Here is a 21,322-nt window from a genome sequence, read left to right as displayed (position 1 = left end):
CTAGGTATTGACAAACGATGGTACTACAAGTAAAATCATATCAATATCAAAATTGTAAATAGTAATGACGGAAAAAAGTAGGTCTATGGGCACTAGACAGAGAGCCGGTGGTTGGTGCGAATCGGTTGGTGACATATGCTGAAGTACCTTCCTGAACTGCGAGGCTGAACGGTAGTAGGCCGGGCCGGGGTGGCATTCGTTACTGTGCTATGAGTTGATCTGATTCGAGATTATGAGGGTGGTACCGCGGAACTTTCCGTCCCTTGCGGTAGCGCTCTTTTTATTTTCGAATGGATAACTAGGGTGGTACCGCGATGCACGTCCGTCGTCCCTTGGCAGGGACGATTTTTTATTAGAAAAGGATGAGTGAGCGGTATGTTGAAAAATTTGCTTCAGAAAAAAATGATTGCCGCAGGCCTGGGAATCGTGCTGGCGGCTGGCGCCATTGCCGGCTGCAGCGGTGAAAAGAAGGAAGCGGGAGCAAACAAGGGCTACCGGATCGGCGTACTCCAATTGGTGCAGCATGGCGCTTTGGACGATGCTAACAAGGGTTTTGTGGACGGACTGGCTTCCAGGGGTTATAGAAACGGTGAAAATATTACAATCGATCAGCAGAACGCCCAGGGCGATCAGTCGAACTTAAAAACCATCAGCCAGCGGTTTGTGAATAACAAAGTGGATTTAGTTTACGCCATTGCGACGCCGGCGGCGCAGACTGTGGCGAATGAAACCAAAACGATCCCGATTGTGGGATCGGCGATTACGGATTACGAGGCGGCAAAACTGGTTCAGTCCAATGCCAAACCCGGCGGCAATGTGACCGGGACAACGGATTATATTCCCCCAAAGCAGCAGATTGACTTGGCACTTAAACTGATCCCGCAGGCCAAAACGGTGGGGGCCTTATATACCTCCAGTGAAGCAAACTCTCAGGTACAAGTCAAGGCAATGAAAGAATACGCCGCAGAAAAGGGTTTGACTGTGCTGGAGGCCGCTGTTACGAACGTAAACGACATTCAACAGGCAGTGCAGAGCTTAGTTGGCAAAGCGGACTTCATCTATTGCCCGACCGATAATATTATCGCATCCGCTATGTCCAATATTGCCAAGATAGCGGAGCCGGCCAAACTGCCGGTATTCATTGGCGATGAAGCCCCGGTTAAGACCGGCGGTGCAACGGCTGGCGTTTCGGTAAACTTCTATAAACTTGGTTTTCAGGCCGGTGAAATGGCCGCCGACATTTTGTCCGGCAAAGCAAAACCGGCCGATATGCCAATCGCCTCGCAGGAAGAGGCGAAGGTCATTATCAATAAAGAGGCCGCTAAGGCGATTGGCTTAATCATACCGGAGGAACTGCTGAAAACGATTGACTAAGAGCAGGGGGAACGGTCCTTTCGAAAGGAACAGTGACTAGAGGAGGGCATTGTCTTTGGAAAATCTCTGGCTGGTTTTTAGTTTGCTGTCCGCGGTCGCTGCGGCACTGGTCGCCATATTCGGCAAAATCGGGCTGCAGGCGGTAGATGCCAATGCCGCCACTGCTTTAAGGGCAGCCATCATGACCGTATTTTTATTTTTAGTCGTAACGGTGCAGGGAAGCTATCAGCAGGTGCTTGCGCTTTTCAACGATAAAAAAGCCCTGCTTTTTATTGCCTTGAGCGGAATTGCGGGCGCCTCATCCTGGTTGTTTTATTTTCTGGCGCTCAAATTCGGCAAGGTAGCGCAGGTGGCGCCGATCGATAAGCTCAGCGTGGTCTTGGCCGTCATTTTCGCGGTTGTCTTTCTCGGGGAGAAAGTGGCGTTCTGGAATGGCGTCGGCATCGCTTTCATCGCTGTTGGCGCGATCATCGTCGCGCTAAGCTGATTATGCCGGTCCCGTACTAAGGAATAATAAAAAACGAAAACGGGACGCACGGCAAGGTCATTTATGAGAAAGAATTACTATGAAGGTGGGGCTGCTATGAGGGCAGTCCCTTACTTTAGTTTCCCGATGATGCGTCTACAGACTACATAAATTGTAATGACATGAACAGGAAGCATCACAAGACCCTTCATTAAGCGGGCGGCTACTAAATAACGTTTATCCTTTTGAAACAACTGGCTGTTAGCGTTATCCATTGCTCTTGTTTTTTTATTTACATAAAATTTCCTGTGGCTCCGATTGAAACAATGACTTGTTCCCCCTTGTTTCATCAATTTAAGCATTATGACTTTTCTCGCGACTTGATCTTAGGATGGCATATCTGTCTTTGCCGTGCTATTATGTTCACTGTTTATGGTAGGGATGTCACGCAAGTAAAAAAGAGTCAGAGCGATGCCCAATATGGTTCGTCCGGCAAAAGAATTCATAGAAATTCCCAGTATCCTTTCAATGGTCTGTTTGCGGAAAAGAACCGTTTTGTAATGGATAAACAGCGTATTGGCGACAGCCTGCAAATTATTACTCAAGATAATTGTTTCCATAGTATGGAATAGATCGGTACCGGCTACCCGGTCATGTTCCAGAAGTTTACCAATCGTACTGTCAATCAGGGTGTCGATGCTTTGTTTATTGACATATTGATTTAAAACCGGAAGGAATTTACTGTCGGTAATGTGATAAATACCCAGGTTTGGCAACACGCGAATTCCGATTATTGCTGCGTTGCGGGCTTGTACATAGCGTTCGGAAAAATTTTCTAGTTTAGGATAACGTTTCGCTATGCCGATAGCAACTATTTTATCAGGAAAATGCCTTGCTGCAATAGCCTTTAAGCTGGATGCACTTTCTATTTCTTCGCTTTTGCAGTCAACCGAAGCAGTAATGGTGTAATCTAGAATGCCGATGCCCTGGTATGTTTGCCAGACTACCAGCCCGGTGTCTTTCGAAAGTTCCTTAATGAGTGTATTCACTGCCGTGCTTGTCCCATCCGGCGGTTCCCACATGATCTGGTTATTTGTATTTGCGATCAGCAGGAAAAAAAGTGAAAATGATCGTGTAAAATCAATATTCATTAACGTTGCTTGTTGCAAAGTATCATCCGGATCAGCCATCTTTTTTTCGATCAAACTGTTTAAAAATTCGTTTTTATTTTGTTGCACCGTGAGCGTGTTCCATTTAAAATGTATAATTCGCTCAATTGTCTTACGGAGTCTGCTAGGAGACACGGGCTTCATAATATAATCAATTGCGTTTAATTCAAAAGCCTCTACGGCAAAATGACTATAGGCCGTTACAAAGATAATCCCGATATTAGCATGATTACTAAATATTTTTTTTGCCGCCTCGATTCCATTAAACTTAGGCATATCAATATCCAAAAACAGCAGTTGAATAGTATCGTTTCTGATTAGATCTAGAGCATGGTTAATATCGGTAAACATTCCGACAATTTCAAGATCAGAATATGGTTTGAGCAGGTGTTCCAAGGCCTTCAATGCAGGTTTTTCATCATCAACTAATATAGTTCGCAGCATGTTACGGTTCCTTTCTTGCAGCGGGAATTTTAATATTTATAGTAGTTCCGGCATTGGCTTTACTGATAATTTGAATGCCATGCCCATACAAGCGTTTTAGTCTGCGGTCTATATTCGCAAGCCCCACTCCTTTTTTCTTAGAATTAGTTAATAGCTGGGATAATGTATCCTGAGAAATGCCGACACCGTCATCTTGTATTGTTATCAGAATATAAGGCGCTTCCTGCTTAATAGAAATAATGATTGTTCCTCCTTCCTTCTTAGGCAGGATGCCGTGTTTTATCGCATTTTCTACAATTGGCTGGATAATAAGGTTCGGTATGATTATGGTCTGCAGCGAAACGGCTATATCGTACTGAACATTCAGCTTTTCTTCAAAGCGTGCTTTTTCAATCGTTAGGTAGAACCCAACAAATTCCAGTTCTTTTTCCAAGGTACTAAACTGGCTCATCGTATTAAAGTTAAAGCTGCTTCTCAAATAACTGCTTAAAGCAAGGAGCAGCTGTCCGGCCTTTTCGGCGTCCGTCCAACAAAAAGACATAATCGTATTGAGGGCATTGTAGAGAAAATGGGGCTTTATTTGTGCCTGTAAAAAGGCCATTTCGGCTTGTAGCGTCTGACAGACGGATTTTTTTAATTGCAGAAGCGTTTTCATCCGCGCTTTTAATTCGCTGGAATGGAAAGGCTTGTTTAAAAAATCATTGCTACCTGCTGCGAAACCAGACAACATGCTGTCGGCTGAGTGTTGCGCCGTCATCATTAACACCGGCAGCTCAAGAGGGGAATAGGTTTCCCGGATTTTTCGGCATACTTCGTACCCCGACATGTAAGGCAGCATACTATCCAGAATCACCAGATCAATGTCTTTGTTTTGTTTCAATACTTCTAAGGCTTCATTTCCGTTTGCAACGGCAATTGCCGAATAGTTTTCCGCTGCCAGAATGTTGATAAGCGCCTGTAAATTCCCATAATCATCATCGACAAGCAAAACGGTAAAGTCTCCGCTTTGCCTGAAGACTGCCGGTGTTTTAAATAACATAGTCCGGGGTGGGCTGGTATAACTTACTTCTTGGATATTCATGCTTTGCTGGTTCAGATGAATATTCCCGGATTTTAGTCTTTCATAATCTAATATATTGCTGACAAGAGTGGTTAATCTTTTACCACCGGATACCACCAAATTCAGAGTTTCTTTTGGTTGCCGGGATAAAACTCCTGCAGTACATTCCAAAACCGATTCCGTAATCGTAATCATTCCATGGAGCGGCGTTCGCAGTTCATGTGAAATGGCAGTTATAAAATGATCCTTTACCTTGTCTAAAGAAAGAAGCTTTTGGGACAAACTGTTGACATCAGAGAAGGCGGCGGAAAATCGCTGTGCTAAAATGAAGGCCTGGACGAAAATAAAGATAAGGCTGACGAGGGGAAACACTTCCTCGCAGTTTTTGCTATAGATTTTCCAATGATATAAGCTGTCCAGGATAAAAGCGCCGATGGAAAATATTAATGTGCTGAATAGCAAGGCGGCGCCGGCTCGATTTCTGATAAAAGCTGTCCAGGCAATATAAGCATAATACAATGCAACGGTAAGCAACTGAATCTGCAAATACAGGGTGAACTTTGGATAAAGAGCGATCGAAGTAAGGAATGTCAGCAGGGTAAGAAAGCAGGAATTAGCGACTATCAATTTCGTCAGCCGTACGGAACACTCTTTTGGGTACAGTTCCTGCATAAACATTGCCCAAGCTGCTGAGATCCAGTACTTTGCCGTATACTGGACACCTACAAGCCAGTGGATGCTTGGTGAAAGGAACCCATTCAGAATAGCATACCTGCCACGGAGGGCAATATCTATGAAACATAGTACTATAAAAAATACAAAATATAACCCGGCTTTATCATGGTTTTTTCTTTGCAAAAGATAAATTGCCGTATGATATAAGGCCATGATAAAAATAGCGCCTAATAGAAAGCTGCCTTTTTGTTGGTTTTTTCCCCATAATGCCATGATTTGACGATCGGTCCCCAGATAAATGGAATAGCCGGGACCGCCACGGCCATAAACAAAGTCGGCGGCCTGGAGAATGATTTCAAATTCATTTTGATCTGTCTTGAAAAAGCGGATCGGCGGTTTCGAGCCGGAAAAATAGGATTCCGTATTTTTACCGGCAATCCTATTGCCGGCTACAACTAAGTCGTTAACCATCAACGTGTAGGAAGTAAACCCTGTCTTGGCTGTTAGTCCTTTGATTGAATCCGGATTAGTCGTTTTTATCTTTAACCGGTAAGTCGCATAGCGGGACACTGGCAAGTTATCTCCATAATAATTCCAGGTGCCGGGAAGAGCGGCGTAGGTTTTTTGCAGGCCGGTTCCGTTGTGAAAATCCTGATAGGTTAGAAGCTGATTCCCATAGAATTCCCATTCACCGTCTAACGGTACAGCACCGTTTTCTTCAAAATTCCAACCGCTAAGATCTAAAACTCCTTGTTGCGCTGTAGGGGGGTTACTTTCATACGAAGAAAATTCGATTACAAGATAAAGAAGTAATAAAGGAAACACAAGCAGCATAAAAAATAGCACTGTTTTTTTAGTCATATGATAAGTCATATTTCGACAGTTACCTTTCTTGCTGATGATAGTTTTTAATCGAAATTATACTCCGTAATAGCAATTTGAAGTAGTTTTATACAAGTTAATTATCCAACTGGATAAAGCATTTTATCCAGTTGGATAATTAACAAACCATAGTATGTATGATAAGATTTTTGTAAATACTCCAGAAAAATTCTTTTTTCGATTAATTTTTTACTGATGCAATCATTTCCTCAAAAAACAAATGACTCTGTTTACTGGAAAGATAGAAGATAAGCTTGAGGAACAATAATGGTATAGCTGAATCAGGTAAATCCTTATTGCGTGAGGGCAATGAAAAACTGTCGCAGGTTTCTCATGAAAACTAGTTACAGGAGGACTTTATGGATATGTCCATGGAAACGCTATTTACCGTTTATATTATTTTATTAGGGTTGACTGCATTGTTTCTGATACTACGATATGTTTATTCAAAAATCAATTCCCAAAAAAGTTTATTCCAAAAGCCAATCAGTTATGTTGAAATACGGACTTGGAGAAAAGTGTAATCAAAAACGAAATCCGCTAATTCTACGTATCGTAAACCTGCTTTGCAGTAATTGGCGGATTCCGGTCAGTGCTTTTATGATAGCCTAATGAGATAGTTTTTGAGAGGCAATAAGAAATACATGCAACGGATAAAGTAATTTATTCTCAAATAACTATTTCTTTGCCTCGTTTTTTTTGCTTTCATGATTTTAAAAATTTTTCGCAAGCATAGGACGGGCACATTGCTTGAAGAAGGGAATCAGGGGTGACAGTATGGCGAGAAAAGCGAGAAAAAAAAGTAAAATTGGGATATATCATATCATATTGCAAAGAATAAACCGGCAAAGCATATTTGCAGGTAAACATAAGCCAATGGAAATACTTGATTGGTATGAAATGATAAGCGAATATAAAGTTTTTGGCTATTGCCTTATGGGCAATCATGTACACCTATATTACAAAAAGTAAAAGAACCGGCAGGGAGGCAAGAGCCTTTTATAAGATATGGGTTTTTGGCAGAATAGGATTTACCGGTCCGCCCAAAGGAGAATTAATAAGCATTTAACTGTTTTACAGCATGATAAACTTCGAGAGCAGTTACATTATCCGTGCGTCCATCCCTTCCTTGAATAAAAATATGATTATTTCTCCCTATGCTGTAGTAGTCAGCGTTAGTCGGTCCGAATATAGCAACAGTAGGTGTCCCCAATGCTTGAGCGATATAGAGGGGCCCTGTATCACCCGAGATAAATGTACGCGCCCGTTTGGTTATGGCGCCCAACTGTTTTAGATTTACTAATCCGGTAACATCAATGGGCTCGTGGGTCATCCCGGCTATTACCTTTTGCGTGAGAGGGGAATCGCTTTGTGCACCAAAGAGTAGTATGGGGGAGCGATAGGTTTCTGCCAGCATATCTCCCAACTTGGCATAGTTATCCGCAGGCCAGCATTTACTTGGCTTACTTGTCGCAGGATTAAGTATAAAGAAATTTCTTTCTTTAAGTGCGTGTTTTACCATAAAGTCCATAGCAAACTGTTCGTCGCATAATGAAAGCGGCATTTCCATTTCCGGCTCGGCCTTAGGTATGCCGCATTCTTTCAGAACACTAAGATACCGCGCAAATACGGTTGGAAAATATTCCGCCTTTACGTTAACGTTAGCAAAATGTCCGGCAGGCTCCGGTGGATCAGGTAAACAAAGCCGGTATGCAGCGCCACTGAGAAAACTCAGCAACCCGCTCCTAAGCATTCCGTGCAGATCAATACTGACCTGAATTTTCTCCCTGCGTAGCTGTTTGACGAGAGCCAGATTTTTTTTCACTAAAGCAAGATAGTCGCTTGACTTTTCAGCCTCGCTGATCCACTCCTTGCGGGGCCACACAAAAACGTTGTCAAGATTACTGTTACCTTCAATAACTTCCTGTGATTTCGACTCTACCAGCCAGGATATATAGGCAGAAGGAAACGCCTTGCGGAGTTCACGGGCGACGGGTGAAGCCTGCAGGACATCACCAATGGAACTTAAACGAATAATAAGGATTCTTGGTAACGTTTGCTGTCTAAGAAATTGATCTAACAACAAATATATCCCCCCTACAGGTTGTTCAATACTATTGTTCCAATAATCTGTCCTAATTTCCCTGGGTGTTATAACCAGCAGGACGGTCGCGGAAACGGTGGTATTGCCTTGTAACTAATAAGCAAAGGACCGGTTAGTATCAAATAACCGGTCCTTTGCTTATTTTTTTGCTTCCAAGATTTATAAAATTTTTTTCATATGGCTATTGACGTTTAATAAAATATATAAGATAATATAAATCAAAAGATAATAATTATTATTTAGTGAGTATTATCGACTAGATGATAATTATTAGTTAAAAAATTTACACTGGGAGGTTATGGATTATGTCGTTAATTGGAACTGAGGTAAAGCCGTTTAAGGCACAGGCTTATCGCAATGGAAAGTTTATTGAGGTTACAGAAGAGAATTTTAAAGGCAAATGGAGTGTCGTATGCTTCTATCCGGCAGATTTTACCTTCGTATGCCCGACTGAGCTTGAGGATTTGCAAAACCAATACGATTCTTTTCAAGAACTGGGTGTAGAAGTATATTCTGTTTCCACAGACACTCATTTCACTCATAAAGCATGGCATGACAGCTCGGAAACGATCAAAAAAATCACCTATACAATGATTGGTGATCCTTCGCATACATTGTCAAGAAACTTTGAAGTGCTGATTGAAGACCAAGGCCTTGCTGACCGCGGGACATTCATCATCGATCCGGACGGCATCGTGCAGGCGGTTGAAATCAATGCCGGCGGTATCGGCCGTGATGCAAGCACACTGATTAATAAAATTAAAGCCGCCCAGTATATCCGGAAAAATCCTAACGAAGTTTGCCCGGCCAGATGGCGGGAAGGTGCAGCCACCCTGAAACCAAGCCTGGATCTGGTAGGGAAGATTTAAGAGGTGGTCTCCATGTTGCTAGATCAGGACATAAAAGCGCAATTATCCCAATATCTTCAGTTGCTGGAAGGCGATGTGCTGATTAAGGTCAGCGCAGGCGGCGATAGTGTATCTAGTGACATGATTGCTTTGGTGGATGAAATAGCCTCCATGTCTCCCCGGATTGCCATTGAGAAAACAGAGCTGCCAAGGACGCCTAGTTTCAGCATCCAGCGCGCGGGAGAGGATATGGGGATCACCTTTGCCGGCATTCCCTTGGGACATGAGTTCAACTCTTTGGTGTTGGCCCTGCTGCAGGCCAGCGGCAGAGCGCCGAAGGTTGAGCAAAAAATCATCGATCAGATTAAAGCGATTAAAGGGAAGCAGCGGTTTGAAACCTATGTCAGCTTAAGCTGCCATATTTGCCCGGAGATTGTCCAGGCCCTGAATCTGATGAGTGTTCTCAATCCGGATATTACCCACACCATGGTAGATGGTGCCGTGTTTCAGGAAGAAGTGCAGGCGAAAGATATTATGGCGGTGCCCGCGGTTTATCTGAACGGAGAATTTTTTAGCAGTGGTCTTATGACTGTTGAGGAATTTGTTGCCAAACTCGGTAATGGTTCGGATGTGTCCGAATTTGAGGAAAAAGAGCCGTTTGATATTCTGGTTGTGGGAGGCGGACCGGCTGGAACCAGCGCAGCTATCTATGCGGCAAGGAAAGGCATTCGCACGGGGATTGTTGCCGAACGGTTTGGCGGGCAGATTAAGGATACTCTGGGGATTGAAAATTTTGTCAGCGTCAAATATACCGAAGGTCCTAAACTGGCGGCAAATCTGGAGGAGCACGTGAAAGAATATCCGATTGATGTAATGAAGCTGCAGCGCGGCAAACGGTTGGCGAAGAAAGACCTGATCGAAATTGAGCTGGAAAATGGTGCTGTGTTAAAAAGCAAAGCGGTGATTCTTTCCACCGGAGCCCGCTGGCGCAACATTGGCGTACCGGGCGAGCTCGAATTTAAAAATAAAGGCGTGGCTTACTGCCCGCATTGCGACGGTCCTTTATTTAAAGGAAAACGTGTGGCCGTTATCGGCGGAGGCAACTCCGGCATTGAGGCGGCAATTGATCTGGCCGGCATTGTCGAGCATGTAACTGTGCTGGAATTTTTGCCGGAACTGAAAGCGGATGTCGTATTGCAGGAACGTCTTTACAGTTTGCCGAATGTAACGGTTTTGAGAAATGTTCAAACCAAAGAAATCACCGGTACGGATAAGGTCGATGGCCTTTCTTATATTGACCGCACTACAGAAGAAACCCATCATCTGGAACTTCAGGGGGTATTTATCCTGGTCGGTCTCGTTCCGAATACCGATTGGCTGAGTGGCGCGGTAGAACGCAACCGTGCCGGCGAGATCATTGTAGACAGCCGCGGCGCGACCAATGTGCCGGGAGTGTTTGCTGCGGGAGACTGCACAACCAGTCCGTACAAGCAGATTATTATTGCTATGGGATCGGGGGCAAATGCGGCACTGGGCGCATTTGACTACTTGATACGGAATTGATGTTGAAGACGCAAGGGTCAAAAAGCCTTTGCGTCTTTTTGCAGGGACAGCCAGGGGGCTGCCGGGCTATAGCGGGCTTTTTAGCGCAGCGGGGGAAAACGGTAAACCCAGGTTCTGCTTGTTGAGTTTAAAAAAGCAGTATGCTATACTATGTACAAATGAAGTGATTGGAGTTGAAAAGATGTTTAATCTTTCTTGCTAATTTTAAAAGCATAATAAATTGGAAGCGGAAAATGCCTCTTGTTTTGTTATGCTTATGCAAGAAAGATACAAATTCTTTTCACTCAAACATATATCCTTGTCATGTCCAATAGGGGCTTGGCTTTGCTGTATTGTTGAGCTGCAAGAATGTTCTTTCTTGCAGCTTTATCATGTTTATACAGGAGGATATTTTATGTCTTTAATCAATGTTGCACATCTGACCTTTGGCTATGACGGCAGTTATGATAACATATTTGAAAACATGAGTTTTCAGATCGATACGGATTGGAAACTGGGCTTCACCGGGCGAAACGGCAGAGGCAAAACTACATTTCTCAACTTGTTACTTGGCAAATATGAATACAGAGGTACTATTTCAGCAACTATAACCTTTGAATATTTTCCCTTTGCGATCACTGACACGGAACAGTGTACCCTTGATGTAATTGAAGGCATCTATCCGGAATACCTTCATTGGCAGGTTGTACGCGAGCTTTCCTTGCTGCAAGTCTCTGAGGACGTTTTGTATCGCCCTTTTGCTACGCTTTCCAACGGAGAGCGGACAAAGGTACTGCTTGCTGCTTTGTTTCTTAAAGAAAATAGTTTCTTGCTGATTGATGAACCGACGAACCACCTTGACATGAAGGCAAGAAAAATTGTCAGCAATTATCTCCGCTCTAAACGTGGTTTTATTTTGGTATCCCACGACAGAGCATTTCTGGACAACTGTGTTGACCATATTCTTTCCATCAACAAGACAAATATTGAAATTCAGAAGGGGAACTTTTCCTCCTGGTGGGAAAACAAACAAATGCAGGACAATTTTGAGCTTGCAGAAAACGAAAAGCTCCGAAAAGATATTGCCCGCTTGGAATCTGCTGCCAAACGTACGTCGGATTGGTCGGATAAAGTGGAAAAAACAAAGCTGGGGTCCAGGAATTCCGGGTTAAGGCCGGATCGAGGGTATATAGGCCACAAGTCCGCGAAGATGATGAAACGCTCCAAGGCCATGGAAGCAAGGCAGCAATCGGCGATTGAAAACAAGTCTAAGCTTCTCAAGAATATAGAAAGCTCTGAACGGCTGAAAATGTCTCCGGTCAGCTTTCACGCGGACCGCCTTGTAGAGCTTGAAAACATCTCGCTATTCTATGGCGGGAAGGCGGCCTGCGGCGGTGTCAGTTTCACCATTGAACAAGGCGACAGGGTAGCGCTTTACGGTAAAAACGGTTCAGGAAAGTCGAGCATTATTAAGCTGATTTGTGGAGAAGACATTACCTATACGGGTGCTTTCCGCAAAGCCAGTCAGCTTAAAATATCCTATGTTTCGCAGGATACTTCCCACCTTAGGGGCAGCTTAACCGACTATGCCGGGGAGAATGCTATTGACGAAAGTATTTTCAAAGCCAATTTACGAAAACTTGATTTTTCCAGAGTTCAATTTGAAAAGGATATAGCTGATTTTAGCGGCGGACAAAAAAAGAAGGTGCTGATTGCCAAAAGCCTTTGCGAGAAAGCTCATTTATATATCTGGGATGAACCGCTTAATTTTATCGATGTTATCTCCCGCATGCAGATAGAAGAATTGCTTCTGGAATACTCGCCAACGATTCTATTTGTAGAGCATGACAGTGAATTTTGCCAGAATATTGCAACAAAGATTGTTGAACTTTAAGCTTGGCAGATAAGAGGCAGGGAGCGCGAAGACTGTCTTCGCGCTCCCTTTGGCTTTGATCGCAGCCTTTAAATCAATTGATAAAATAATCCGTGATTGGAACAATGAAAATATAGTTTGCCGTGTCCTACCTTAGGAAAGCGAAATTGCATATTCCATTCAGGATATTGTTTTACAATAAAGACTCGATCTCCAGTAACATAAGCAACAAAAGATATATAATGCTCTTTGCTCATTTCGTGGGATGATGAAACATACAACTCGTCTTCCATAGGTTCTATAGTTAATAAATGGCTCTCGCCTGCTTTTGCCGCAACTGATGCTTCCAATCTCTTTCCGCAGCAGGAAATCGTCGCATCGCCTGTTGCGGTCATGAAATTATGGCACTGCGGGCAGATATAAAATTTTAGTTTCTTCATATTTCCTCCAATTGTTTCATTTAACTCAATTGTACCTGACAGGATATCTTCAATATTGACTCCAAGTATTTGTGACAGTTCTGGAAGTAATGATACATCCGGACAGCCGAGGCCGCGTTCCCATTTGCTTATGGTTTTGTCACTGATATTCATTAAATCAGCCAATTGCTTTTGCGTCATATCCTTTTCTTTCCGCAAATTATATATTAATTTGCCGATTTTATCGCAATCCACTAGCAGCACCTCCGAAATTAAGTTTAGAGTATATGTTACATACTATCAATAAACGAACCGTAGAGTTTTGAGCGAATCAAAGGGGAGAAGTTCTATGCGAGCGATATCAAAAGCCAGCAGGAAAGGGAGCCCCTACGATAATGCCTTAATGGAATCATTTTATAGAACAATAAAGAGAGCTTATTCAGGATGCTCGATACTTTATCCTGGATGGTATATATAAGACCGAAAATGGTAATAATATCCTTTGAGGTATTGGTAATACCCAATATATGATTTCATATAAATTCATGAAATACTTTTCTGCAAATGTTGTTAAACCAATTAAAAATTAAAATGTAAATATTTTACTATTTTTATTCATCGGAAGGGAGAAAAACATTTGAAGGAAAAAGGATATTATTTGGGAATTGATGTCGGATCTGTCAGTACCAACCTGGTTGTTATTGATGAAGACGACAATGTGATTGAGAGGCTTTATTTGAGAACCAGCGGTCAGCCGATCAATGTTCTGTGTAATGGTATGAAAATCATATCGGAAAAGCTTGGAAAGGACATCGTTATAAAAGGTGTCGGCACTACGGGAAGCGGCAGGCAGCTTGCAAGCGTAATTGTGGGAGCAGATGCTGTTAAAAATGAGATTACGGCTCACGCCGTTGCGGCACAAAGCTTAGTATCCGGTGTACGAACTATTTTAGAGATTGGAGGACAGGACTCCAAGCTCATAATTCTTAAAAATGGAGTGGTGAGCGATTTTTCCATGAATACCGTCTGTGCGGCAGGTACAGGCTCATTCCTTGACAGGCAGGCTTCAAGGCTTCAAATCCCTATTGAGGAATTCGGCGGCTATGCCCTTCGCTCAAGCTCACCTGTAAGAATAGCAGGGAGATGTGCCGTATTTGCTGAATCGGATATGATACACAAGCAACAGACAGGTCACAATGTTGAGGATATTGTCAATGGATTGTGCGAAGCGCTGGTACGGAACTATTTAAACAATCTGGCAAAAGGCAAAGAACTTGAAGAGCCTGTTGTCTTCCAGGGAGGAGTTGCTGCCAATGTAGGTATTATGGCAGCCTTTGAAAGGGCGCTGGATAAAAAAATAATAATTCCGAAGCACCATGACGTTATGGGAGCGTATGGGGCGGCAATAATAGCAAGAGAAAAAATGTCTCGGAATAACGCTGCAACCAATTTTTATGGCTTTGATGCTGCAAAAAGCGACTATAAGGCCAAAAGCAATGAGTGTCAGGGCTGCTCCAACATGTGCGAGATCATAGAAATTTTATCAAACAGTCAAACTCTGGCCCGTTGGGGAGACAGGTGCGGCAAGTGGTCGCAGATGACCAATGCTGTATAGGTGAGGTGAGAGAATGTTAACATCATTAGCAGATGCTGGTAAACTTGCATATGACAAAGGATACTGTAACAGCCAAGCCCTTCCGGTAATAGGGATTCCCAAAGGCTTATTCTATTATGAACACCGCGTGCTTTGGGAAAGCTTTTTTAAAATATTGGGCTTCCCTGTAGTAGTTTCAGAGGATACCAACAAAGAAATTTTAGATTACGGGATTATTCACTGCAGCAATGAAACATGCCTGCCTGTAAAGGTTTTTCACGGACATGTTTACAGCCTTAAAGACAAAGCTGATTATATATTTATTCCAAGATATACAAGCCTTGATAAAAACGAGTACACCTGCCCAAAGTTCTGCGGTCTGCCGGATATGGCTCTCTTGAACCTGAAAAACAGAATAAAGGTTTTGGAGGTTAAGCTGCATATAGACAAGGATACCGGCCTTACCTTTGAAAGCTTGAAGGAAATCGCCAAGACCCTGGGTGTAAGCTATCATGATACTGTAGAAGCTTTCCGGACAGCATTAGAGTTATTTCATGAAAAAAAACGGGAATTTTCAAGGGTGAATTGCTATAATCAGGTCAGGGACCTAAACAAGCGTGCGGTATCCGTATTGGGGCATCCTTATGTGATATACGACAGCTATTTAAGCATGAAGCTTATAAAAAAGCTGAAAGAAAAGGATATTGACGTATATACCCCTGTAAACCTTGACCATGAAACTAAAAGGCATAATGCCTACCCCTACCAGGGTAGGGCCTTTTGGGAGGTGGGGTTTGAAAATCTGGGAAGTGCGTTTACATATGCACAGGATAAAAATATGAATGGCATTATTTATTTGTCGCCGTTTGCCTGCGGAGTCGATGCCTTCATTATCGAATACATTGAAAGGCGGTTTAAAGACTGCTATAAAGTACCTTTCTTGAAGCTGATAATAGACGAGCATACGGGAGAGGCAGGGTTTGACACAAGAGTTGAAGCATTTTTGGATATGATAGGGTGATTTTTTATGAAAATAACTTTTCCGCACACGGGTAATATGTATATACCCATCAAAGTGCTGCTGGAAACGATCGGGATTGATTATGTCATGCCTCCCTTATGCAATATAAAGACGCTGGAGTGTGGCTCAGCCCACTCTCCGGAATTTATTTGCATGCCCTTTAAAATCATATTGGGCGACTTTATACACGGTATACAAAACGGGGCGGACACGGTATTGTTTTGCGGCGGCTTAGGCCAGTGCAGGCTTGGATATTACGGGGATTTACAGGCAGAAATACTAAAAAGCATCGGCCATAATGTAAAATTCATTTGCATTGACTTAACATTTTTGACCGTCAGGGAGATTGTAGAGAAATTAAAACCGCTGACGGAAGGCAAAAGCCCGGTGAAAATCCTTAGAGGCATAGCCTGTGCAATATGGACGGTCTTCAGGGTGGATAAGCTGTACAGGCTTGCAAGCTATACCCGATGTAGAGAGGTTGTAAAAGGCTGTACGGATAATACCATGAAGCAGTTTCACCACAGAGTGCAAAACGCCAGGGGCTTCAAAGCAATAATAAAAGAAATCAATTGGGCGAAATGGACTTTGGAAACAATAAAAACCGATAAGAAAGCAAAGCCCTTAAAAGTCGCCATCGTGGGTGAATTATATGTTGCCCTTGAGCCATATGCTAACCTGGATATAGAAAAAAAGCTGGGGAATATGGGTGTGGAGGTACATAACAAGCTCAGTGTCTCCCACTGGATAATGGAGCATTTTATTAAAAGGAACCTGCCTGTAAAATCAAAAGACACATCTCATGAAGCCGGCAAAGAATTTATGAAGACTGATGACATCGGGGGGCATGGCCTTGAGACTATAGGGAACGCAGTATTATGCAGCAGGAACAGGTACGACGGCATTATCCATTTATACCCGTTTACCTGTATGCCCGAAATCATTGCACAATGCACATTTAACGAGATACAAAACAAATATGGCGTTCCGATAATGACCTTGATACTGGATGAAATGACAGGTGAAGCAGGCTATATGACAAGAGTCGAAGCGTTTATTGATATGCTTGAAAGAAAAAGAAAAGCCGGGACGCCGGATAGGATATTAAATTTGGCATGGATGTTTAATTGGCATGGTTTTGTAAATTATATTAATAGAGGTGGTAATATGTTATTAAAACGCCGGAATAGAAAGAACGGTTCGAAGGAAACGGCAACATAGCCACCTTTGTCGTACTCCCATATGCAAAATAAGACGGACACCTATTGGTATCCGTCTTTACATTACCTGTCCATTGACTGCCTTTCTCGCCGTTTTTCTGTTTGGTACTTGCTTCCTTATGCACCCTGCCCATTGTCTGAAAGTTTATTTTATAAATAAGAATGTTTCTCAAAATGCAGGAATTCGGCTCTTGTTGCCGAAGTTTTACATTAGAAGACAAAATAGAGGTGTTGCACATGAAATATAGGTTCAGATGGCAGTGGCTGGCGGCAGCCATGCTTATGGTGCTGTTAAATACGGCGGTACCGGTTGGGGGTCATGCCAGTGCCTCCGTAACGCCGCCGAAGATTGACAGCCTGGCGCCGGTGGCTCTTACCCCCCAGTTGCAGGAAAAGTATTCGGAGCAAACAGTAACCGTTAAACTCAAGGCGACGATTACTGAAAGCGGAACGGTGGACAGCAATATTCAGGTCATCACCAGTTCCGGCGACGCGGTATTTGATCAAGCCGTGATTGATTCCATACGGAATTCAGTGTTTACACCGGCCCATGCCGGTGACGGACAGGCCGTAGCCAGCTCCGTCGTTTTACCATTGAGCGTCAAGGTGGAGAAATATGTGCCGGAAGAACCGGCGGCTACTGAGGCCGGACAGGAGCCGGCCCGCTAAAGTCACGGAACTTGGGCGAATGTAACGCAGCATGTAAGGACACAGTTGAGATTCTGCTGTGACAAGTATTGTCAGGTTGTTCCTGCGCTTCGTTTTAAAACAGAACAAGGCCTCGCCGCTGCGTCATTGGGCGGCGAGGCCTTGTTTTTGTACAGGATAACTTTTATCAAAACAGTTTTTCGAATACCTTTTCCGTAATTTTCTTTGTCACTCTTTCTTCTGCTTCGGCCCGTGTTGTCGGCAGGTTGCGCTGCTGGAGCCTTTCCATCACACTTTGGCTCAGCTGTTCGGGATACAAGACGCCCAGTTCCGTCTTCATGGCCAGATTGCTTACTTCGGCTTCGGCCGAGCCCCGTTTAATGAAATTGCCGGCTAGGGTTTGAAAAGACAGGCCATAGGCCTTGCCGTCATAAATCGTGAAGCTGCCCTGGACTACCGCTTCCGCCGAAGTGCCGGCCGCCGTTCCCGTGAGGGACAAGGGACCCTTGACATCCTTTTCCGTAAGCTTAGAACTGTCGAGGCCGCTGCCGGAGATCGACAGGGTATACTGCTCGGTATCCGGATAAATGTCGCCGCTGGCTGATACGGTGCCGCCGATGGTAGTGCCTGTAGCCGTCAATAATTTTAAGGTTTTCCCTGCATAGGAGAAGGTGCCGCTGATGCCGCTAACCGCCATACTGCCGAATTGCAGGCTGCCCAGGGTGAAGTTGCCGGACAGCACCGGTGACAATACCGAACCGGTCAATTTACCCTGCGCCGTCAGGGTTCCTCCGGTTTGCAGGCCGGGCAGCAGCGCCGCCGGGTTGCCGGAGGGCATTTGGACAGCAAAGTCAAGGGTTTGCTCATTGGCTGGGGAAGGGGCGGTTAACACCTGGCCGGTGGCCGTTATCGCCTGCCCTTTATAAAGTGCCTGCCCGTTGGTAAAGCGGAGAGCATTGCCCTGCTTTTCAAATTGGGCGCTGACTTGATTCAAGACCAAAGCCCCGGTGGTATCAACACCGGTAAAGCGGCCGCCCAGCGTTTTCAGCAGCGGGGTATCCGCCGGTCCCTCTTTAGCGATTTGGACGGTGAATTCATCCAGAATGCCGCCGGTGATCTGAATGGGGGCATCGGCCGCCGTCAGCCCCAGTTTGGTCAGTTCCAGTCCTTTAGCCGTCAAGGTGATGTCCGAAGCAGCCTGGGTTCCCCAGTGACCGTCCAGGTTAAGAGCGGCTTGATCCACTTTACCGGCGGCGGCCAGTCCGATTTGGCCGGCCTGCTGAAAATCAAGCTGCCCGCTTAACTGATCTACGGTTTTGCTAAACATATCGGTTTCCAGATGAAGCTGGCCGTCCAGGATCTTCACGATCCCGGAAAAGCTGGAGGGTTCTTCTGTCTGGGGCTTGAGCAAGCCATCCCAGTTCAATTGATTTTGCTGATAGGCCAGCCAAAGCTCCGGTTTTTCCACCGTCACACCGGTTATCAGCTGGGGCCCCAGTTGGCCTTTCAGTAAATCGCTCCAGTTATAGCGAATATGTACCCGTTCGATCTTGGCCAGAGGTTTGCCCGCCGCATTCAGCACCTGGACGTCTTTAGCCTCCACATAACCCAGGACCGACAAGTTGATGCTGCCCACTAAGACCTGACCGTTAACAGCCGCATTGGCTTTGGCCAGCAGCGTTTGCTCCGCCGCCTGCCGTACCTTGCCTGCGGCAAATTGGAAAAGAAGCGTTCCTGCCAGCAAAACGGCGGCAAAAATAAGCAAGCCTATCTTTTTCCTGGTCCAGGTTATTTTGGGCTTTATTCTTATTTCTGGTTGTTGTTCACTCATAGATCAGCCTCCGGTTTTTGTGAAGATTGCCAACGGACTTGTTGCTGCTTTCTATGAATATTATACGGTGTCGGCGGCAACTGGACAAGCGGGGGCTTCCTGCCGTTATCGCCGATATGGATAACGGTGCCACCGGCAGCGGCGAAAAATGGCAGTAAGCTCTGGCGGAACCTATGCAGGACGGGCAGGAGTCCTTTTGGCTCTTAGCGAGCCTTTGTAAAATAAAGGATTTTAGATGAACCGTCAGACGTGAAAAAGGCAGCAGGGTTACTCCGCATTGTCTGCCTGCCGTACTGACGCGTTCACATTCCCGTCAGCCGGCAGAGCGGGTTTTTCACTGAAGTCGTATTGCTCCTGAATAAAAGAGCTGAACTCCCGGCGTACGGTGCCGCTGCCCCTCAGCCCCTGCCGGTAGGCAATTTCAGCCGCAAGCCCGGACTCAAAATCCATGATCAGATCGAACAATTCCGGATGCTGCCCTTCCAGTTTATGGGCAAGTTCCATGAGCTGTGACAGCGTATTGCGGACTTCCGTTGCGGCTTTACCGTACTTTGCATCCGCAGTGCCGGCTGTGAGCAGGATATCATTCACCCTGTCAAAAACATACTGGTCAAACGCCTGATGTAAAATGCTTTTCAACACAACAGCTATACCCCCTATACTTGGCTGCGGCAGGAACGCTGCAAGCGCTGCCGCGGCTTTTTTCAGGGGGGAAATAAAAAGGCGCATGCGAGGGTTACCCCTACACATGCGCCTGGCTTTGTCGGTTACAATATTCCCAATACCAATAAACCGGATTATCTGGTTTGCAACCAAAAGGCGGCAGATGGCAGTACCATGGTTGGCCTTCCGTTGGCAATGTATATTGGAATAGAGATGAATCACTGCTGCAGCAAGTCGCACACACAGCCCGCCGGCAATGTCTATGACACCGGGGCCTTCCGCTTGTGTTTCCGCAGAAACCCGTTGTATAATAGAACTGTCGTCGTGGACAGCCTGGCTGTTACGTGTAGGGTGTAGGTGCCTCTACACCTTGCGCGTGCCTGGAAGTGCTCGTAACACTTTCAAGTCACGGCGACCTTTTAATTCCCACCTATTTCTAATTATAGCTGGTTTCAGGTGAATTGCAAGGCAAAGAGCGCCGTACAAGTAAATTTTTTTCACAGACGGTAAAAAAATAACTGTGAGTGCGGACGATAAGAAAGGAAGAATAAGGAGAAGCCCTGACCAAAAGGATATTCGTTCGGCAGGGTTTTCTTTTATTGCCGGGAATAGTACTAGAAAAGAAAAAAGCAGTAACGGGAGAGTGTTTGCCAAGCGCGGCAAACAAGAAGCGTTGCGGGGGAGGGGAACAAACATGTTAGCCGATTATCATATTCATACACGGCATTCCAATGATTCGTCCTATCCTATGGAAGCGATGATTCAGCAGGCAATCCGGCTGGGATTGGACGAGATTTGCATTACGGAACATATGGACTATTTTAGAAATGATTTCACGCACATGGTTCATTATGAGGCCTATCTAGACGAATACCGTTGCCTGAAGGCCAAATATCAAGATCGGATTGCCGTTAAGTTTGGTATTGAATTCGGCGTGCAAATGCATACCATTAAAGATTTTGAACGTGACGTTGCGGCCTATCCGTTTGATTTCGTCATCCTGTCGAACCATCAGGTGGACGATAAGGAATTTTGGACTGGCGAGTATCAGCAGGGGAAAACACAGTTGGAATATAACCGGGAGTATTATCAGGCCATCTTGGATGTAATTTCAGTATTTAAAAGCTACAGTGTCTTAGGGCATCTGGATATGATTAAACGCTACGACCGGGAGGGCACACTGGCTGACCGGGTTAATGAAGAGCTGATAAAGAATATTTTAAGAGTGGCCATTGCAGACGGCAAGGGCCTGGAAGTAAATACTTCCTGTTTTCGCTACGGACTGCCGGATCTTACCCCCTCGCGCACCATTTTAACCTGGTATTATGAACTGGGCGGCAATATACTCACCATCGGCTCCGACTGTCATGAAGAAAGCCATTTAGGCAACCGCCTGCCGCAGGCGAAAGAGGAATTAAAGAAGATCGGGTTTAAGCAGTTTTGTACCTTTGACCGAATGAAACCGGTTTTTCATGAGCTATAAACTTTC

At 44.8% G+C, this 21,322-nt stretch carries 16 protein-coding genes and 1 other annotated feature; of the genes, 10 read left to right on the top strand and 6 right to left on the bottom strand.

What is annotated here, in order from left to right; translation table 11 throughout:
* The first annotated feature begins 55 nt into the window (after positions 1-55).
* Positions 56-267 (top strand) — a binding site (T-box leader).
* Positions 268-375: 108 nt separating this feature from the next.
* Together P22_RS18025 and P22_RS18020 are read left to right on the top strand one after the other, a co-directional pair.
* On the top strand, positions 376-1,374 hold the full coding sequence (locus tag P22_RS18025; RefSeq protein ID WP_054261626.1) for an ABC transporter substrate-binding protein: 999 nt from the start codon (positions 376-378) through the stop codon (positions 1,372-1,374).
* Between the two features lie 55 nt (positions 1,375-1,429).
* On the top strand, positions 1,430-1,861 hold the full coding sequence (locus P22_RS18020; RefSeq protein WP_054261625.1) for an EamA family transporter: 432 nt from the start codon (positions 1,430-1,432) through the stop codon (positions 1,859-1,861).
* A 365-nt stretch (positions 1,862-2,226) separates the two neighbouring features.
* Here the strand turns inward: P22_RS18020 and P22_RS18015 are convergent, their stop codons facing one another.
* The 3 genes from P22_RS18015 to P22_RS18000 form a co-directional block, all read right to left on the bottom strand.
* Positions 2,227-3,453 (bottom strand): response regulator, encoded by a 1,227-nt coding sequence (locus P22_RS18015; RefSeq protein ID WP_054261624.1) that lies wholly within the window; start codon positions 3,451-3,453, stop codon positions 2,227-2,229.
* Between the two features lies 1 nt (position 3,454).
* Entirely contained in the window at positions 3,455-6,049 is a 2,595-nt protein-coding gene (locus P22_RS18010; protein ID WP_172675875.1) for a response regulator, read from the bottom strand.
* 1,075 nt (positions 6,050-7,124) lie between these two features.
* Complete coding sequence (locus P22_RS18000) at positions 7,125-8,156, bottom strand: glycosyltransferase family 9 protein (RefSeq protein ID WP_054261621.1); 1,032 nt, start codon at positions 8,154-8,156, stop codon at positions 7,125-7,127.
* Positions 8,157-8,479: 323 nt separating this feature from the next.
* Here P22_RS18000 and ahpC point away from each other — a divergent pair, with 323 nt between their 5' ends.
* From ahpC to P22_RS17985, 3 genes are all read left to right on the top strand, one after another.
* On the top strand, positions 8,480-9,043 hold the full coding sequence (gene ahpC / locus P22_RS17995) for an alkyl hydroperoxide reductase subunit C (protein ID WP_054261620.1): 564 nt from the start codon (positions 8,480-8,482) through the stop codon (positions 9,041-9,043).
* A 12-nt stretch (positions 9,044-9,055) separates the two neighbouring features.
* Entirely contained in the window at positions 9,056-10,585 is a 1,530-nt protein-coding gene (gene ahpF / locus P22_RS17990) for an alkyl hydroperoxide reductase subunit F (RefSeq protein ID WP_054261619.1), read from the top strand.
* A 394-nt stretch (positions 10,586-10,979) separates the two neighbouring features.
* Positions 10,980-12,458 (top strand): Lsa family ABC-F type ribosomal protection protein, encoded by a 1,479-nt coding sequence (locus tag P22_RS17985; RefSeq protein ID WP_054261618.1) that lies wholly within the window; start codon positions 10,980-10,982, stop codon positions 12,456-12,458.
* 68 nt (positions 12,459-12,526) lie between these two features.
* Here the strand turns inward: P22_RS17985 and P22_RS17980 are convergent, their stop codons facing one another.
* Positions 12,527-13,111 carry a helix-turn-helix domain-containing protein gene (locus P22_RS17980; RefSeq protein ID WP_054261617.1) on the bottom strand — a complete coding sequence of 195 codons (585 nt, stop codon included), beginning with the start codon at positions 13,109-13,111 and terminating at the stop codon, positions 12,527-12,529.
* Positions 13,112-13,493: 382 nt separating this feature from the next.
* Between P22_RS17980 and P22_RS17975 the strand changes: the two genes are divergently transcribed.
* The 4 genes from P22_RS17975 (at position 13,494) to P22_RS17960 (ending at position 17,360) form a co-directional block, all read left to right on the top strand.
* Complete coding sequence (locus P22_RS17975; RefSeq protein ID WP_054261616.1) at positions 13,494-14,471, top strand: acyl-CoA dehydratase activase; 978 nt, start codon at positions 13,494-13,496, stop codon at positions 14,469-14,471.
* 13 nt (positions 14,472-14,484) lie between these two features.
* Positions 14,485-15,471 (top strand): acyl-CoA dehydratase activase-related protein, encoded by a 987-nt coding sequence (locus P22_RS17970; RefSeq protein ID WP_082378555.1) that lies wholly within the window; start codon positions 14,485-14,487, stop codon positions 15,469-15,471.
* Between the two features lie 6 nt (positions 15,472-15,477).
* The gene (locus P22_RS17965) at positions 15,478-16,692 is read left to right on the top strand and encodes a hypothetical protein (protein ID WP_069972864.1); all 1,215 of its coding nucleotides are present in this window, start codon (positions 15,478-15,480) and stop codon (positions 16,690-16,692) included.
* Between the two features lie 236 nt (positions 16,693-16,928).
* Entirely contained in the window at positions 16,929-17,360 is a 432-nt protein-coding gene (locus P22_RS17960; RefSeq protein ID WP_172675874.1) for an energy transducer TonB, read from the top strand.
* Positions 17,361-17,526: 166 nt separating this feature from the next.
* On the opposite strand, the gene P22_RS17955 is transcribed toward P22_RS17960, so the two are convergent.
* Positions 17,527-19,170, bottom strand: coding sequence for an AsmA family protein (locus P22_RS17955; RefSeq protein ID WP_054261615.1), 1,644 nt, complete (start codon positions 19,168-19,170; stop codon positions 17,527-17,529).
* 267 nt (positions 19,171-19,437) lie between these two features.
* Positions 19,438-19,899 (bottom strand): hypothetical protein, encoded by a 462-nt coding sequence (locus P22_RS20780; RefSeq protein WP_054261614.1) that lies wholly within the window; start codon positions 19,897-19,899, stop codon positions 19,438-19,440.
* A 628-nt stretch (positions 19,900-20,527) separates the two neighbouring features.
* Here P22_RS20780 and P22_RS17945 point away from each other — a divergent pair.
* Entirely contained in the window at positions 20,528-21,316 is a 789-nt protein-coding gene (locus tag P22_RS17945; RefSeq protein ID WP_054261613.1) for a histidinol-phosphatase HisJ family protein, read from the top strand.
* Positions 21,317-21,322: the final 6 nt, after the last annotated feature.

Source organism: Propionispora sp. 2/2-37 (assembly GCF_001298735.1).
Taxonomy (GTDB): domain Bacteria; phylum Bacillota; class Negativicutes; order Propionisporales; family Propionisporaceae; genus Propionispora.
The sequence above is the reverse complement of the archived record's forward strand: the minus strand, read 5'-3'. Positions and strand labels throughout refer to the sequence as shown.